Raw genomic sequence first — 16,107 nt, 5'->3', positions numbered from 1 at the left:
ATAGGCGATCACGTGGAGCCCTCTCGAAGACTGGATTCTGTCGCAAGAACCTGTCTATCGATGGCTCCACGTCCATAGCCAACGCCGTCCGGTATGGACGTTACGCCCGTGTCATCCCCACTCGGCCGCCGAATCTTGCTGAGATCACCTCAGTAGGCCATAGACGATCAACCGCAGTGTGAAGGCCGCCGCTCCTTGGCTGAATTGGCGCCCCTCTCCGGGTGACGTGTCTTGATGTACCTGCAGCCGACACTCCGCGATGATCAGCAAGTGTCCGATTGCGAGCCCTCTTCTGCGCTACGTGCGGAGGCGGCGTATTCGGAACGTCAACGAGCACGCGTCAGCAGCGACTTCGGCCAGTTCGAAATCGATCGGTATGAGGTCAGGGTGTACCAACTCCGATGCTCGGGACGGGTCAGTTCGTGGCACTGCGACCACGAGCTGGTCGACGGTGTGCAGGTGCGTCTGCAGCGCAGCGCCGTGCTCGTGACCAACTACGAGCGCGCTGCGTACGCCACCTTCGTAGGCGCCTGACAGCCACTGCGGAAGACCGACGCCGATGTCGGCACCTCCGGGCAGTGCGAAGTGCGCGCTGGCGTGGCCACCTGGGATGCCCTCGTCGAGGGTCTGGCCCGCGATGACGAGGTCAGTATTCCCGCAAAGGTCGAGCAGGAGACGTTCTTCCGCTTCCTGTTGATGCTCGTCATCAAGTGCAAACGCCCAGGTTAAGTACGGCCTACGGCGCATTGTGGCAGTCAGCCACGGGGCAAGGACAACCAGGGCCTCGTCACGCAATACATCGGTCTCGACCTCGGCCCCTGCTGCGGCCAGCGCCGAGGCACCCCCTTCGCCACGGGAGGTTGGGTCGATGACCGCGATGACCACCCGGGAGATACCCGCGTTGAGCAGCTCCTGTCGGCACGCCGGCGTGACGCCGACATGGTTGCATGGTTCCAGCGTGACGACAGCCGTCCCGCCGCGAGCCGCGGCTCCCGCCGCGTTGAGCGCGTGTACTTCGGCGTGCGGCTCGCCCTTGCGGCGGTGAAACCCCGCACCCGCTACCGTCCCGTGCTGATCCAGGATTACGCACCCGACGGGCGGGTTTGGACTCGTGGTACCCAGCCCAAGAGCAGAGAGTGCGATGGCATGCCGCATCGCGGACAGCTCAAGGTCCGACGCCATCAGGAGGTCTCCCGAAGGTCGTCGAGGAATTCACGGACGTCGGCCAGGTGACGATGCTCGTCCACAGCAGAGCCGATCTGGGCGAGTTGATGCAGGATCCGGCGCGCACCCGCTCGCCGGGCGATCGGCAGGGCAATGTGCGCTGCGGCGGCAGCCTGTTCAGGCTGGTCGGCCGCTACATGGGCTGCGGCCTTGGTTAACAGAGCTACGGTGAAATCCTGGCGATGGAGCGAGGGAATCGACGGCAGCGCGGCGTCGAGCACCGCAACAGCCTCGTCGGGCCGCCGTCCTATCCTGAGGCACGTGCCTCGATGCACCTCGATGTAGCCGCTCGTGCAGAAGGAGGCGTGCTCACCTTCGGGCTTACCTGGACCGCGGTCTGCCGCCCACTTATGTGCGTCGTCCAAGAGCTGCATGGCCTTACGGTGCTCGCCGACCGTGGCGAGAGCGTGGGCATGCTGCACACGAAGGGCCGCCCGTACCGGGCTGGGCACTTTCTTGTCCTGCAGCATGGCAGCTTCGGCGTCGTCGACAGCACGCTGCGGCTCTCCACCAACAAGCCAATGCTGACTACTGCGGTACGTCGCCCATGCCGTCATGGTCGGATCAGCAATCTGATCAGCCCAGCTGAGGGCCTTCCCTGTCCAATGCTGAGCGGCGGGAGCGTCATTGAGTGAGTGGTTCAACCATGCTGCTGACTCGGCGTACTGGGCGGCGAGACGTATGAGGCTGGGACGAATGGGCGTTGGCACGTCGGTGAGCAGCCGGTCGAGCAGCATGAGCTGAGCCGCGACTCCGATCAACGCATACTGCGGTCCGAACAGTTTGTCGTTCTGGACCAACAGGTGCCACTGGGCGCGTAGCTGATAGATCGTTTCATCCCAGCTACCCAGCGGTGGCTGCTCAATGCCGTAGGTGGTGCTGGGGACTTCGGTGCGCCGTGGGCTGTAGAGGTCGAGCTGACCATCGCTTGCGGCACCGAGAACATGGCGGAGGGCGGCACGACGTTCCTCACTGGGCCATCGGTGTTCGCCACGCTCGAGCTTTCCGACCCACCGGGAGTCGACGTAATAGGCGGTGAGAACCTTGCCGGGGTAGAGCCGATCAAGGGCGACGTTGACGGAGTCGGCCAGCTCGCTGCGTGACATGGATTGACCTGCCCGCCACGGCGATGGTAGACGGCGGCGAGCATCGCTAAGCAGCGTATTCGGGCTGATCACCGTGTCCGGGTGGCGGGGCATTATCAGTCCCGACGAGTCTGCATTCGAAGGGCGAAACCTTCTTCACCACCGACTCTGGGCTGCCGACCGACGCGCGCCGCAGTGTCAGGATGACGTAACACCGGCCCCCTCCACATCCACCCGTAGCGGGCGCCTCGCTGCTGCTCAGCTACGCAAAGCAGTATGAATCGATGCCTAGGAGCCACCATCGAGCCCATAGGGGCTACGTTCCCTCGGCTCACGCTCGGGCACCGCTTGCCAGGTAACACGGTAAGGCGCTACAGCTCACTCTGGCCATAGTCACCCACCGAGCCTGCCGGTCCGGATGCTGTCGGTGAAGGCGTTCCAGGCGGCGGAGCCGAATTCCAGTATCGGGCCGACGACGTCTTTCGAGTCGCGTACGCCGACAGCACCATCACTCCCGTGGGCGACCTCGACGCAGTTGCCATCGTCGCTGCGGCTGGACTTACGCCATGCCGTAGAGGGTGATCTCATGCTGAGACTCCTTTGGCGGGGACCAGTTCCTGCGCCGCGACACGAAGCAGGGGGATGCTGACGTCAGGTGCAAGCGCTGCGGCCTTCAGTCGGCTGTGCAGGCTGAGATAGGGCTGGATCTCATCCGGCTCGGTGTAAATCAGATCACTCGTGAGCGTATCGGCGGCGACAGCCAAGCAGTCCGGCGTGTCGCGGTAGCGGTAGATCGAGTACGCGGATCTGGGTGCGCTGTGGCCTTTGATGGAGGCGCCGATCGGTAAGACGCGGACGGTCACGTCTGGGTGTGCAGCACAGACGCCGATGATGTGCCGGAGCTGGTCCGCGACGATGTGTGGGTCGGCGGCGTAGCGTCGGATCGCGATTTCGTCGAGCACAACGTCGTAGCGCGGCCCACCGACGGCGAGCAGCAGTTGCTGCCGGTACGCCCGCGCGGCGACCGCTGCAACGGGATCGAAGGTCTCGGCATGGCGGGCAGGGTCACTCCGCAAGCGAGCATCGGCGAACGCGCTCGTCTGAAGCAGACCGGGAACCAGTGCCAAGGCGTACTCCGTGATGGCACTGGTGCCGCTCTCCAGGTCGGCGTAGATGGCCTGCCGGGTGCCCATTCGCTCCGCGTCGGCCATCCACCACCCACGCGTCCAACCGTCGGTCGCCGCGTCCATCATGGCTCGCCGCCGTACGGTGCCTACGGCCAGGTAGTCGCAGATCGCGCTGACCAGGTCGATGTCGGGGCCGAGGTGCCCGTTCTCGAGTGCGCTGAGCTGTTGCCGCGGGAACCCGACAGTGCGCGCTAGTGGTTCGGCCGCCAGCCCGTGCTCGTTACGCAGGCGCCTGATCTCGCGACCAAGCCAACGCCGCCGGACGTACGGGCTGGGTCTGGTCACCGGCGGCCTCCACGGCTTCGTCGAGCCGGTCGACCACACGGCCGGCTCGGTGATCTCAATGTAACCCCGACAGCGACGGATCGATCTTGGCGGCGGCTGCCGAACGACCATGAACGCCCAGCTCAGAGCCTGGTCGGACCGAAGGTAGGTACACGAGGTCGGACCGAAGGTCGGCATTCCCAGCCGCTCAGCGGTCCGTGATCGTTGAATCGCAATCAGCTATTCGTCAGCGAGCCACGAGCTCGCCGGACAGCGCACCGCAGCGAAGCAGCGACGACCCGGCCTGGCTTTCCAACTGGTCGTATGCCTGCCACGACACACCCCCACCAGCAGGGTGCGGGGCTCGTCGCGTCCCCCCATGCGCGGCGATCCCTGCACCCGATAGGCGGGCAGCGGCCAGCCCCGGAAAGCGCCCGAGTCACGCACACATCCAGTGAGGGAGATGACGGTGATGAAGCGAATCAAGTGGTTTGTCCCGGCACAGGACAGTCAGCGCTACCAGCCGTTGAGCATCGACTGCGAAGGCGCGGCAACGCTGTTCGCCGACCACGGCGGGTGGAATCAAACTCGCGCATCCGATCCGGCTCGACCGTCTGCGCAGGAGATCGCCGTCGAGAACCGTGCCTTCTGGACCGCCTCCGAGCCGGCCGCGCCCACCGGCCGGCTGGCCCCGGGCTCTGCCGCGACGGGAAGTCTCAGCGGTGACCGATTCGACCGATCTGTCCATGATCGAGGCCGGAACGCTGCTACGGCTCGGGCCCGACGACTGGTCGTTCGGCCGGGACCTGATCCCCGGGACGTGCGTTGACGTCGTCGTCGCCTGGCTACGCACCGACCTCACCCACCTCAGCGAGGAGTGGATGTGGGTGCGCGGCCATCACCCACAGTGCGACTCCCTCAGGGTGGACCAGCACCCGCCCTCCATGGAACTGCGCGTCAGTGTCGCCGCGCTACGACGCATCGCGCAGACGCCCCATGACCAGCACTGACGAAGGCTGTCGCTCCGTCGACCGCTTCGCGTCTGCGCGGCTGACGGTACTGCAACACGCGGGCGGTGGCACCTGCCTGAACTGCGGCGACGACGGGTGCAAGCAGCAGAGCTGGGCGGTGGAGGAGCTCACCGGCCATGCCGGCGGCCGAGAACTCCTCAGCCGGCTCGGTCTCCTCTCCCCCGCCGACATCTATTCCCCGGGAGGTCAGCCGAGGTGAACCGAACCCCTGGCACAGCCGACGAGTACGCCGATCCCGACCAGAGCGAACCGCGAGTGCCACAACGGCCGGTCAGAGCCGTCGGTACCGCCGTCGCAATCTCCCCCCGCATCGCCGACGAGTTCTTCTTCATGGCGCATGACGACCGGACCGGTCAGCCCAGGCTTCACCGCACCGCGCTGGCTTTGGGCCTGTCCGCTGCGCTACTCGCCGAGCTGTACTACGAGGGTCGGATCACCTTCGACCGTGGGCGCGTTCGCGTGCTGGCGAACTCTCCGCCGAAAGACTGGCTGCAACACGTTGTTCTTGACCGGTTGATCGGCCAGCCGCAGTACGTCGAGACACGGATTTGGTTGTCCTTCCTCGCCACCACTGCCTACGAGCAGGTCGCGACACGCATGTGGCAGGTCGGGCTTCTTCAGCAGCAACAGACCAGTCGGCTCTGGCGGCAACGCACCGTCTACGTGCCGGCAGACATGAACACCGCGGCGTGGTCGTCGGCTCGGCTCTCCCAGCAGCTGCGTACCTACCAGCAGCTCACTCACTTCGACGTCGCGCTGGCCGGCCTGACGCTGCACACCCAGCTGGATGCGGCTCTGCTCGATGGCGCACCGTACGCGGCTCACGCGCACCTGCGCCGCCTGCTCGACCAGTCGTGGCCACCCCTGCGTGACCTGCTCGCCGAACTCGCCGCCGCTGTCGGCGCAGGCGTTCTGAGCCACCGCACCTCGTGACCTGCCCTGACCAGACACCCCCGAGCGAAAGAGAGACCATGCACCACTCGAAGGCCGACACGGTCGCCACCGTTCTGGCCCGCGGCCGACTTGGAATCCCCTCCGTGGTGTTCTTCGTGATCGCCGCAGCGGCACCCCTCACCGTCATCGCGGGCGGCGCGACCACCGGGTACGCCGTCACCGGCGTCCGTGGCATCCCGGTGTCGTATCTGATCGTCGGGGCGGTGCTGGCCCTGTTCGCGGTCGGCTACGTCGCCATGTCCCGGCGGATCGTCAACGCCGGCGCCTTCTACACCTACGTGACGCACGGACTGGGCCGACCGGCCGGCGTCGCGGCGGCCATGGTCGCGCTCCTCGCGTACAACGCCATGCAGATCGGACTGTACGGCGGGTTCGGCGCCGTCCTCGCCCAGTTCCTACAGAGCCAGTACGGCTGGAACGTCGCATGGTGGGTCTGCGCGTTGGCCGCCTGGGCCGTCGTCGCCGTCCTCGGTCTGCTGCGCATCGACCTCAACGGCAAGGTGCTGGCCGCGATGCTCGTCGGTGAATGCGCAGTCGCCCTCATCTTCGACGCGGGGATGGTGGGCAACCCTGCCGGCGGAACGGTCACCTTCGACACGCTCGACCCGTCACACCTGGTTGCCGCTGGTATCGGTGCCGCGCTGGTCACCGCGATCACGGGCTTCGTCGGCTTCGAGGGCACCGTCGTCTTCAGCGAGGAGACCAAGGACCCACACCGGACCGTCGCGCGGGCCACGTACATCGCGGTAGCGACCACCGGCCTGCTCTACGGCCTGTCGGCGTGGGCGATGTCCGTCGCCACCGGGCCGGACATGATCGTGGACGCGGCCCGCGCGGACGGCACCGAGCTGGTCTTCAATCTGGTGTCGCCGTATCTCGGGGCGAGTGTCGTCACGATCGGCCGGGTCCTTTTCATCACGAGTCTGTTCGCCGCACTGCTGTCGTTCCACCACACCGTGGCCCGATACCTGTTCGCGCTCGGACGGGAGCGCGTCCTGCCTGCCGCCCTCGGCCGGACCAGCCACCGCACCGGTGCGCCGAAGATCGGCTCCATCATCCAGAGCTCGCTCGCGATCGCTGTCCTCATCGGCTACGCCGTCGCCGGCGCCGACCCGGTCGTGCACCTGTTCTTCTGGGTCACCGTTACCGGCGGCCTCGGCGTCCTGGTCCTCATGACCGTCACCTCAGCTGCGGTGGTTGGCTTCTTCGCCCGCATCCGGCCCTCCGAGGGGCCCTGGCGGTGCACGATCACGCCGATGATCGCCACCCTGGCACTGGCCGCGATCCTCGCCATCACCGTGCGCGAATTCGACACCCTCCTCGGCGTCGCCCCGCAATCGCCGCTCCGTTGGCTCTTCCCGGCCGCGTACGTCGCTGCCGCGCTCGTCGGCACGGTCTGGGCGCACATTCTCCGCGCCACGAAGCCCGACATCTATCAGGCCGTCGGACTCGGCGCGGAGAGCGCTACCGCGTCCCTGCGCAGTTCTAACGCCATCCGCCAGCCAGCCTGACCCCGAACGAGGGAGTGAGCATGACCGCCACCAGCACCACCCCAACCGTGCGCCAGGCAACTCGCGACGACATGAGGCCCCTGACCTCCGTTCTCGCTGCGGCATTCTTCGACGGGCCCGTTGCCGATTGGCTGGTCCCTGATCATGGCGATCGCAAGGCCGTCTACCACCAGTACTTCGAACTCGTCCTCAACCACGGCCTCGACCACGGTCGCGTGGACACCACCACCGACCTCTCCGCCGTGTCGATCTGGTATCCCAGGGCCGAACCTCCGCTCGGAGAGTCGCCGGGGTATCAGGCAGCGCTAGAAGCGGCCACGGAGGCGTACGCGCCAAAGTTCGCCCTCCTCGACGCCGTGTTCGAAGCCTTCCATCCGAGCGAGCCACACCACTATCTCGCGTACGTCGCTGTCAAGCCCGAGCAGCAGAGCCGCGGCGTTGGCGCGGCATTGCTCACTTACCGCCACCGCCAGCTCGACGAGCTCGGCATGCCGGCGTACCTGGAGGCGAGCAACGGGCGCAACCGGGAGCTGTACGTCCGACTCGGCTATTGCGCCGGGCCACCGTTGATCCTGCCCACGAGCGGACCGACGATCTGGCGGATGTGGCGGGGGCAGCCGTACGCCGCCCGACCGAGTGGCTTTCCCACGAGCGGCCCGTTGCCGGGTCGGCGGTCGCTGTGACCCTCGTGGGGCGCAGCGGGCTGGGCTTCGCCGTGTCCGCCGACGGTCGACGTCCAAGCTCGTGATTGACCCGCGCACCGGGGAGATCCTCGCGGCTCAGGAACGGGTGACCGGACGTCGGCCCGGCTTGTTCTCGTACGTGCTCACCGTCGAGCGCGGCAAGACCATCGGCGCCGGCGATCCCACACGGCCCTGACCTGCCCACACCCGGCAGCTACCGGCAGCGCAGCTCCGCCCGCAAGGGGCGGTAGGGGTGGCACCGCCGCCACCTCAGCATCACCCCGGGTCAGGTTGGCCCGGATCTCCGGATCGGAGGAGAAATGGCAAACAGCACCCTGGAGCAGACGGTCACCGGCAATGACGACGAGTTCGACCTCGACGTCAGCCTTCTGGAGGTGACCGACCTGGCGGGCCTGGTCAACCTGACCGACGACGGCTGTGGCAGCACCTGCACCGCCTGCACCACCAACGTCGCCTGACCGGCAATAGTCCAACGCCGGCCGGCGCGACGGCAAGCAGCGGTGCCGCTCGCGCCGGCCGGCCACCCGTCCAGATCCTCACCGAGGTGCAGTGTGCGCTCTCCCCAAGGCTCTCCCGCCTACCGATCAACCGACACCGCGCTCGTCCGCGCCGTTGCCCAGCCGGGCATCGCGCTGCCGCCGTGGCCGGACCTGACCGAACCTCGCGCCGATCTGGTGCCCGTCTGGGTCGCCTGGTTGCGCCAGGTCTGGGCCATCGACGCGGTGGCTGACGCGGTGAGTCAGGCGAGTCCGGTTCTCAGCGAACAGGTGGGCAAGATGCTTGCGGGCACCGCGCCCACGGCCCGTGAGACACGGCGGGTAATACAGTCCGTTGGCCGATACGCGCAGCGTCTTGTCGGCCGCCCCACCCCGTTCGGACTCCTCGCGGGCGTGGCGCCGGCGGTGTTCGGCTCACGGATGCCCAGCCGGTGGGGCACCTCGCATCAGGCTGTAGCAAGGGCCGGTGCGGCGTGGATCAGTGACGTGATCGCGCACCTGGAGGCATGTCCTGAGCTGGTCGCCCGACTTGCGGTGGTCGCGAACAACACGATGGCCGTACGCGACGGTCGGCTCGTCGTCCCCTACCAGCCACAAGCCCGTCCCAGGGGCGGACCGACCGCAGCGGAGGTGTCGCTGCGGTATTCGGCACCGGTACGGATTGCCCTCGCAGCCACGCAGAGCCCGATCCGGGTTGATGTGCTCGTCTCACGGGTGCATGCCGCGTTTCCCCACGCCAGTGCGACGACCGTGACGTCGATGGTCACCCAGCTGATCACTCATAACGCCCTCATCACCAACCTCCACGCGCCCAGCACTGAGCCGGACGCACTCGGCTACCTGCTGCTCCAACTGGACGAGGCGGGTGCCGCCACGGTCGCCGTGGTCGCGGACGTTGTGCAGGTGCTCCGCGAGGCACATGCCGAGTTGCACCGCCACAACACCGCGCAATCCACAGACGCCCGGGCGGCACGCCGGCAGGTGACCTCACAGATGCGGAGCCTCGCCCTGTCGACGCACGAACCTCTCGCCGTGGACCTTCGCCTGGACGCCTCGGTGACACTTCCCGATCAGGTAGCACGGGACGTCGAGCGCGCCACCCTCGTTCTGACACGTCTCAGCGCCCAGCCCTTTGGCACCGCCGCCTGGAAGGTGTACCACCAGCGCTTCTACGAGCGATACGGGATCGGGTCACTGGTGCCCTTGCGAGATGTCGTCGACCCGGACAGCGGACTGGGTTTCCCGGACGGGTACCCCGGGGCTGCACCGGCCGAAGCTCGCACGCCGACCTCCCGACGAGATGAGGTGCTCCTCGCCATCGCCCAGCGCGCTGCGCTCGATACCGCGGACGAGGTTGTCCTCGACGACGCGCTGATCGCACAGATGGAGCTGGGTTCCCAACGGCTACGGCTGCCTCCGCACCTGGAGGCGAGTGTCCGCGTTCACGCAGGCGACGAGGCCGCCCTGGCCCGCGGCGACTTCCGGATCGAGGTTGTCGCCGTCTCCCGAGCGGCCGGCGGAATGACCGGAAGGTTCCTGAGCGTTCTGCGGTCGGCTGACGCCGGGCGGTTGGCCGCCGGGCTCACCGATCTGCCCGCCGGCGACCGGGAAACGGTGCCCGTCCAGCTGTCCTTCCCACCACTGGACCCGGCGACCGCCCACGTTGCGCGCGCTGCTCAGCTTCTGCCGACGGTGCTAAGTCTGGCCGAGCACCGTCGACCGGCACGGTCGGTACTCACCGTCGACGATCTGGCCGTCGGGTGCGACGGCCGGCGCATGTTCCTCGCCGTGCCCGAGCGAGGTCGCCGGGTCGAGGCGGTCGGGATGCACGCGCTGAACCTGCGGACTCACACCCCGCCGTTGGCCCGGTTCATCGTCGAGGTCGGGCGCGCCCAGTGCGCGCAGGTGACCGCTTTCGACTGGGGTGCCGCAGCCCGAGCCCAGCTGCCCTTCCTTCCCCGACTGCGGTACGGACGAGCGATCCTGGCCCCAGCCACGTGGCGATTGCAGGCGACCGAACTCCCCGACCGCCACCAACCCTGGTACGCCTGGGACGACGCCCTCGATAGGTGGAGAACTCGCCGTCACCTGCCGCGCCTGGTGTATCTCGTCGAGGCCGACCGGCGTCTGCCGCTGAACCTCGAGGAGTCGGCGCACCGGGTCCTGCTGCGCACCCATCTGCTCACCGCGCCCCGAGCGGTCCTCGCAGAGGCACCCACCCCCGAGAGCCTCGGATGGTGCGCCGGGCGGGCGCACGAGGTCATCGTCGCCCTACACGCCACCGAGCCGCCGCCCTGGCCACCTCTACCCACACCGAGCCCAGCCCGCGTCATCACGCGCGATCAGGGCCAGACGCCGGCCGCTTCCCGGATCCTGCTCGCCAAGCTCTACGGGGACATCCGCCGCCAGGACCTCCTCCTCGCCGAGCATCTGCCACGGCTGCTCGCCGAATGGGAGGTGACACCCGACTGGTGGTTCCTCCGGTTCCGCGACCCCGACCAGCACCTGCGTCTACGAATCGTGCTACCCGACGTGTCCGCCTTCGGACCTGCGGCGCGACGGGTCAGCGCCTGGGCTGACGACCTACGTCAACGTGGTCTGCTGCGGGAGGTGCAGTACGCCACCTCGTATCCGGAAACCGGCCGGTGGGGCTCCGGTCCGGCGATGCGAGCGGCCGAGGCGGTCTTCGTCGCCGACTCGCACGCGGTAGTCACGCACCTGCGGCAGCCGGTACGCCCGAGCTGTCAGGCCTTGGTCGCCGCGCACATCGTGGCGATCGCCATCGCGTACGCCGGTGGCCTGGAAGCGGGCATGCGCTGGCTGATCGACCACGTACCCGCGGCGGCACCGCACCCGATCGCCCGGCCGGTGTTCCGTGAAGCGGTGCGGCTCGCCCACCCCGGCGACGACTGGGCGGCCCTGCGCGAGCTCGACGGTGGCGCCGCGATTGTCGACGGTTGGAAGAACCGCGACGTGGCACTCGCCGCCTACCGCACCCATTTGCCAGGCCCGCACACCGAGGGCATCAACGTCGACGACGTCCTCGGCTCGCTCCTGCACGCCCACTTCATCCGTGCGGTGGGCATCGATTTCGATGACGAGGACCAGTGCCGCTACCTCGCCCGCGCTACTGCCCTCGCCTACTTCGCCCGGAGCCGTTCGTGAACCCGACCCAGTGCGAGCAGCTGGCCGTCACGGTTGGCGACCTGCTGGCCCATCCCGACGCCCCCGCCCTACCGACCCGCCAACCGTGGTGGCGGCAGTCGCTCGCCCTCGGCGTACCCGGCATTGCGCTGCTGCACGTCGAGCTGGCAGCGGCGGGGCTAAGACCCTGGCAACGGGTCCACCGATGGCTCGCCGTCGTTACCGGCGGTCCGGTAACGGCAGGCGCGGACAGCCACCCGTTCCACGGCGCACCGGCACTGGCGCATGTCCTTGCCTGCGCTGCCGCCCACCGGCCCGGTACGTACGCCCGCGCCCTGGACGAGCTGGACGCAGCCATCGCCGCCGACGCCCGTTGCCGGGTGGCGGCCGGCCACGCCCGGATCGACGCCGGCGTCCTGCCTGCCCTGGCCGAGTTCGACGCCATCCGCGGCCTCACCGGGGTCGGCGCCTACCTGCTGTCCCGCCCCAGCAGCGATCAGGAACTACGAGCCGTGCTCGAATACCTGGTCCGGCTCACCGCTCCCCTGCGCCAGGACAATGAGGTGCTACCCGGCTGGTGGACCGGCAGTGGCCCCGACGGACGCGCAGATGACCGGTTCCCCGGCGGTCACAGCAACAACGGGGTGGCCCATGGCATCGGCGGACCTCTGGCCCTGCTGTCGCTTGCCGCCCTGCGAGGCATCATCGTCGACGGCCAGATCGCCGCGATCACCGCCATCTGCGCCTGGCTCGACCGGTGGCGCGGCGGGACGGACGCGGGCCCGACCTGGCCGTACTGGATCAGCCGAGCCCAGCTGTACGCCGGCCGTGCTCCGACCGGGTGTGCACAGCGGCCATCATGGTGTTATGGCACCGCCGGGCTGGGCCGCGCTCAGCAACTCGCCGGGCTTGCCGTCGGCGATCCGGTCCGTCGCGCCGCCGCCGAGGACGCGCTGACACACGCCCTCGGCGACCCCCACCAACTCGCCCTAGTGACCGACGCGTCGCTGTGTCATGGGTATGCGGGCCTCGCCCACCTTGCACACCGCACTGCCTCCGACGCTTCAGACGAAACCGCCGCTCGCTTGAAGGGTCTCGTTCCGCGCCTGCTTGACGGAATCGGACCGGCAGAAACAGACCCGCAGCGTACGGCCGCCGCCCTGCTCGGCGACCAGACGCGCCCTGGGCTTCTGGACGGCGCCGCCGGAGTCGCTCTGGCCGCGCTGAGCTATAGCGGCCCGGCATCAACAGGCAGCGCCTGGGACTCCTGCCTGCTCACCATGCCAGCCATTCGCCCCCTCACGTGAGGACACCCAGTCTGATGCCCGTGCCCGCCTGGCGGCAGTACACCGTCGAAAGCGCAGATCCCGCAACGGCCGAACACGTCGCCACCACCCTGCTCGCCCCCGCACTCGCCACCGCGCAGAACGAGGGCGTCCTCCACAACTGGTGGTACATCCGCAAGTACCCCTGGTGGCGGTTGCGATACCTCGCCGACGACCCCGCCTCCTGCGTGGTCGAGGACCTGCTGGAGAAGCTCACCGTCGACAAGCTGATCACGAACTGGACCAGAGGTGTCTACGAGCCCGAGACGCTGGCGTTCGGTGGCACGGCCGGTATGCAGATCGCGCACCGCCTCTTCCACGACGACTCCCGGCACCTGCTCCTCGATCCTGGTTGCACGGAGTCGGCTCCGCTCGGCAGACGCGAACTCGCCGTGCTGCTGTGCAGCGTGCTGATGCGCGGCGCCGGCCTGGACTGGTACGAGCAGGGCGACGTGTGGGCCAAGGTCGCCGAGCACCGACCCGCCGCAGTCCTACCGGACCAGGCGGCCGCAGTACTGGGCCGCGCAGTGAAGCGGCTCATGACCGCGGACGTCCACAGCCTCGCCCGTCCCAATTCAGACAGCCCACTCGCCAGCTACAGCACCTGGCTCGACGCGTTCGAGGCTGCTGGTCAGGACCTCGCCGACCTGGCGCGGCACGGTCGCCTCCGACGGGGCCTGCGTGCGGTCATCGCCCATCACGTCATCTTCCATGCCAACCGGATCGGCCTGCCTCTAGAGGACCAGTCCATCCTCGCCGCACTCGCGGTAGAGACGGTTTTCAACCCACGAAGGAGTGCCGTGTCGACCCCAGAACCCACGCTGCCAGCCGTTAGCGTCGTCCAGGTGACCACGCACATCGAACCCGCGGACCTGCGAAACCAGCGCGTGGATCAGCTTCGCGCGGACAAGGTCATCCGGACCTCCGGAGTCGAGGCCGCGGTGCGGCAGACGCCCCGGCACCTGTTCCTGCCCGGCGTCCCGCTGGAGCAGGCATACGCCGACGCACCGGTCTACACCAAGACCGACGGCCGCGGCACCTCCATCAGCGCCGCCTCCCAACCGCGCATCGTCGCCATGATGCTCGAACAACTCAACGCCCTACCTGGCCACCGCATCATGGAAGCGGGCGCCGGGACCGGTTACAACGCCGCCCTCCTCGCCGCGATCGTCGGCGACACGGGACACGTCGTCACGATCGATGTCGATGAGGACCTCGTCGCCGGAGCTCGCGAACACCTCGCCGCCGCAGGCGTGGCCAACGTCGAGGTCATCCACGCTGACGCAGCACTCGGACATCCCACCGGCGCTCCATACGAGCGGATCATCGCCACCGTCGGAGCCTGGGAGACGCCCACACAGTGGCTCGATCAGCTCGCCCCCGGCGGTCGGCTGGTGGTGCCACTGCGCCTGCGCGGCGCCGCATCCCGCTGCATCACCTTCGAACGGCACAACAATGGATGGCGCGACAACGGCAGCCAACTTGCCGTCTTCATGCCACTACGCGGTATCGGCGACGACGCCCGACGACTGGTCGCCTTGAACACGGAGCAGGACGTGACCCTGCAGGTCAACAAAGATCAGACCGTCGACGGCACAGCGCTCTACGGCGTACTCGACTCCGAGCGGCACGAGCTGTGGACCGGCGTGCTCTTCCCGCCGATGGTCTCGTTCGAGTGGATGGACCTCTGGCTGGCTTGTCGCCTCGACAACGCCATCATGCGGATGAACGTGCAGCCTCAGGCCAAGGAGCGAGGCGCTGTCGCTCCGATGTTCCAATGGGGCGCGATGGCAACCGCGCGCGGCCAAGACCTCGCCTACCTCACCCTCCGCCCGGCACCTCCGGCGCGCGACGGCGGCAAGGTTTACGAGGTCGGCGTCCTCGGCCACGGCCCCGGCGGCAAGGATCTCGCTCAGCAGGTCAGCGAGGAGATCAGCACTTGGGACGCCGATTACCGCACCCGCGACGTCTCCTTCGGGATGCCGGACGTACTCGGCGCCGCAGACCCCTCCATCGGGCGCTTCGTTCTACCTCGACCGCACCACCCGATCACCGTCACCTGGCAGTGACATGGACCCGAACAGCCAACTCCTAAGACGGTTCCCCCTGGTGGCCCGGCCGCGGCCCGTCGCGAAATCAGTAGCCGCTCGCATCGACGACCTCTGTGCGCTCGCCGAGCTTGCACAGCGTGAGGACGACCTCTCGGCGGCCTCCGCGGTACTCAACCAGGCCGCCCTGATCGCCTCCGACTGCGGCCAGGCCGAGCTGGCCCGGAGGTGGTGCCACGACCACGCCGACGCCTATCTTCTACCTGCCCGCCCACTGGGTGCGCAGGCTGCACGGCATGCTCTGGAGCCACTGGTGAACCTCGCCCGTCTGCACATCAGAGGCGGCAACGGCCACGCCGCCCATCGAATCCTCGCCAATCTCTTTCGTGCGGTCTCCACGTGCACGGACGCAATGATCGACGACTACCCGCTGGCGGCGAGCAAGCTCACCCGGAACGCGGACGACCATCGGGACGTAGGGCAGTGGCTCTGGGGCGTACTCCTCGCGGAGGGCACTCGCGCATTGACCAGCACTGGCAGGTGGCACGACGCATACGACCACCTCAAGCGCCACAAGGGGATCGGCCAACGGATGCTCGACGGACGACAGGTAGCGATCATCGCGCACCTCATCGCTGGAGAGGTCAAGCAGGCACGCACGATCGTCGCCGAAACCGTCAGCGGTGAACCCTGGGAAGAGGCCGTGACCGCATGCCTGGCCTACCTGAGCAACACTGGCGAGGCGGAAGAGGCCCTCCTCGGCACGATGCTCGACAGTTGCCTACGGCTGACGCCCACGCCCAGTCTCGCCACCTTCCATACTCGCCTAGCCCTCTCGATCATCGACGCTGCAGGTGACATAGATAAGCCTGGGTTTCGCAGCTTCGCCGCCGAGCTGATCGGGCAGGCCCTCGTCGTGAAGGACGCCTACATGGCGGGTCAGCTATTGGAGCACGAGGGCATCCTCACCGTTATCGACGCGCCGGCCGAAGCCGTGCTTGCCGAAACACTGCGAGCAGGTGGATCGCCGAGCGGCTACACGCTCGCCGTCATCCTCGATCGCTTGCTGCAGCCCTTGGCCATCAGCACTTCGGTGATACACCGGCTGGCGCACGCTTGACGGGATGGGCGGC

General features: G+C 68.0%; 15 protein-coding genes. 11 read left to right on the top strand and 4 right to left on the bottom strand.

What is annotated here, in order from left to right; all coding sequences use genetic code 11:
* Positions 1-297 precede the first annotated feature (297 nt).
* The 4 genes from ribD to ACLQ25_RS16140 all read right to left on the bottom strand — a co-directional run bounded on the left by ribD (position 298) and on the right by ACLQ25_RS16140 (position 3,781).
* A complete protein-coding gene (ribD, locus tag ACLQ25_RS16155) occupies positions 298-1,182 on the bottom strand; it encodes a bifunctional diaminohydroxyphosphoribosylaminopyrimidine deaminase/5-amino-6-(5-phosphoribosylamino)uracil reductase RibD (protein WP_425731688.1) in 885 nt (294 codons plus the stop codon).
* Positions 1,182-2,330: a hypothetical protein gene (locus ACLQ25_RS16150; protein ID WP_425731687.1), complete on the bottom strand. Its 1,149-nt coding sequence runs from the start codon at positions 2,328-2,330 to the stop codon at positions 1,182-1,184. Before ACLQ25_RS16150 ends, ribD begins: the two co-directional genes overlap by 1 nt.
* Positions 2,331-2,702: 372 nt before the next feature.
* Positions 2,703-2,897 carry a DUF397 domain-containing protein gene (locus tag ACLQ25_RS16145; RefSeq protein WP_425731686.1) on the bottom strand — a complete coding sequence of 65 codons (195 nt, stop codon included), beginning with the start codon at positions 2,895-2,897 and terminating at the stop codon, positions 2,703-2,705.
* Positions 2,894-3,781 carry a helix-turn-helix domain-containing protein gene (locus tag ACLQ25_RS16140; RefSeq protein WP_425731685.1) on the bottom strand — a complete coding sequence of 296 codons (888 nt, stop codon included), beginning with the start codon at positions 3,779-3,781 and terminating at the stop codon, positions 2,894-2,896. Before ACLQ25_RS16140 ends, ACLQ25_RS16145 begins: the two co-directional genes overlap by 4 nt.
* Before the next feature lie 701 nt (positions 3,782-4,482).
* On the opposite strand from ACLQ25_RS16140, the gene ACLQ25_RS16135 reads away from it, so the two are divergent.
* The 11 genes from ACLQ25_RS16135 to ACLQ25_RS16085 all read left to right on the top strand — a co-directional run bounded on the left by ACLQ25_RS16135 (position 4,483) and on the right by ACLQ25_RS16085 (position 16,094).
* The gene (locus tag ACLQ25_RS16135) at positions 4,483-4,770 is read left to right on the top strand and encodes a hypothetical protein (RefSeq protein WP_425731684.1); all 288 of its coding nucleotides are present in this window, start codon (positions 4,483-4,485) and stop codon (positions 4,768-4,770) included.
* The gene (locus ACLQ25_RS16130; protein ID WP_425731683.1) at positions 4,757-4,990 is read left to right on the top strand and encodes a hypothetical protein; all 234 of its coding nucleotides are present in this window, start codon (positions 4,757-4,759) and stop codon (positions 4,988-4,990) included. The genes ACLQ25_RS16135 and ACLQ25_RS16130 overlap by 14 nt, the downstream gene beginning before the upstream one ends.
* Positions 4,987-5,724: a GOLPH3/VPS74 family protein gene (locus tag ACLQ25_RS16125; RefSeq protein WP_425731682.1), complete on the top strand. Its 738-nt coding sequence runs from the start codon at positions 4,987-4,989 to the stop codon at positions 5,722-5,724. The genes ACLQ25_RS16130 and ACLQ25_RS16125 overlap by 4 nt, the downstream gene beginning before the upstream one ends.
* Positions 5,725-5,762: 38 nt before the next feature.
* Positions 5,763-7,256 (top strand): APC family permease, encoded by a 1,494-nt coding sequence (locus tag ACLQ25_RS16120; protein ID WP_425731681.1) that lies wholly within the window; start codon positions 5,763-5,765, stop codon positions 7,254-7,256.
* 20 nt (positions 7,257-7,276) lie between these two features.
* Positions 7,277-7,939: a GNAT family N-acetyltransferase gene (locus ACLQ25_RS16115; protein ID WP_425731680.1), complete on the top strand. Its 663-nt coding sequence runs from the start codon at positions 7,277-7,279 to the stop codon at positions 7,937-7,939.
* Positions 7,940-8,000: 61 nt separating this feature from the next.
* The gene (locus ACLQ25_RS16110; protein WP_425731679.1) at positions 8,001-8,135 is read left to right on the top strand and encodes a hypothetical protein; all 135 of its coding nucleotides are present in this window, start codon (positions 8,001-8,003) and stop codon (positions 8,133-8,135) included.
* 124 nt (positions 8,136-8,259) lie between these two features.
* Positions 8,260-8,418, top strand: a complete 159-nt coding sequence (locus ACLQ25_RS16105; protein ID WP_425731678.1) for an FxLD family lanthipeptide — start codon at positions 8,260-8,262, stop codon at positions 8,416-8,418.
* 93 nt (positions 8,419-8,511) lie between these two features.
* Positions 8,512-11,622 carry a lantibiotic dehydratase gene (locus tag ACLQ25_RS16100; RefSeq protein ID WP_425731677.1) on the top strand — a complete coding sequence of 1,037 codons (3,111 nt, stop codon included), beginning with the start codon at positions 8,512-8,514 and terminating at the stop codon, positions 11,620-11,622.
* Positions 11,619-12,908, top strand: a complete 1,290-nt coding sequence (locus tag ACLQ25_RS16095; RefSeq protein WP_425731676.1) for a lanthionine synthetase C family protein — start codon at positions 11,619-11,621, stop codon at positions 12,906-12,908. The genes ACLQ25_RS16100 and ACLQ25_RS16095 overlap by 4 nt, the downstream gene beginning before the upstream one ends.
* Positions 12,909-12,922: 14 nt before the next feature.
* Entirely contained in the window at positions 12,923-14,995 is a 2,073-nt protein-coding gene (gene fxlM, locus ACLQ25_RS16090) for a methyltransferase, FxLD system (RefSeq protein WP_425731675.1), read from the top strand.
* A 1-nt stretch (position 14,996) separates the two neighbouring features.
* The gene (locus ACLQ25_RS16085; protein ID WP_425731674.1) at positions 14,997-16,094 is read left to right on the top strand and encodes a hypothetical protein; all 1,098 of its coding nucleotides are present in this window, start codon (positions 14,997-14,999) and stop codon (positions 16,092-16,094) included.
* The last annotated feature ends 13 nt before the right edge of the window (positions 16,095-16,107 follow it).

It is taken from the genome of Micromonospora sp. DT44 (assembly GCF_049841635.1).
GTDB lineage: Bacteria > Actinomycetota > Actinomycetes > Mycobacteriales > Micromonosporaceae > Micromonospora.
This window is presented reverse-complemented; position numbering and strand designations above follow the sequence as displayed.

Excerpts from the sequence above, each read along its gene's own strand:
- ribD (WP_425731688.1), bottom strand. The coding sequence starts at position 1,182 with ATGGCGTCGGACCTTGAGCTGTCCGCGATGCGGCATGCCATCGCACTC.
- ACLQ25_RS16150 (WP_425731687.1), bottom strand. The coding sequence starts at position 2,330 with ATGTCACGCAGCGAGCTGGCCGACTCCGTCAACGTCGCCCTTGATCGG.
- ACLQ25_RS16145 (WP_425731686.1), bottom strand. The coding sequence starts at position 2,897 with ATGAGATCACCCTCTACGGCATGGCGTAAGTCCAGCCGCAGCGACGAT.
- ACLQ25_RS16130 (WP_425731683.1), top strand. The coding sequence starts at position 4,757 with ATGACCAGCACTGACGAAGGCTGTCGCTCCGTCGACCGCTTCGCGTCT.
- ACLQ25_RS16120 (WP_425731681.1), top strand. The coding sequence starts at position 5,763 with ATGCACCACTCGAAGGCCGACACGGTCGCCACCGTTCTGGCCCGCGGC.
- ACLQ25_RS16115 (WP_425731680.1), top strand. The coding sequence starts at position 7,277 with ATGACCGCCACCAGCACCACCCCAACCGTGCGCCAGGCAACTCGCGAC.
- ACLQ25_RS16105 (WP_425731678.1), top strand. The coding sequence starts at position 8,260 with ATGGCAAACAGCACCCTGGAGCAGACGGTCACCGGCAATGACGACGAG.
- fxlM (WP_425731675.1), top strand. The coding sequence starts at position 12,923 with ATGCCCGTGCCCGCCTGGCGGCAGTACACCGTCGAAAGCGCAGATCCC.
- ACLQ25_RS16085 (WP_425731674.1), top strand. The coding sequence starts at position 14,997 with ATGGACCCGAACAGCCAACTCCTAAGACGGTTCCCCCTGGTGGCCCGG.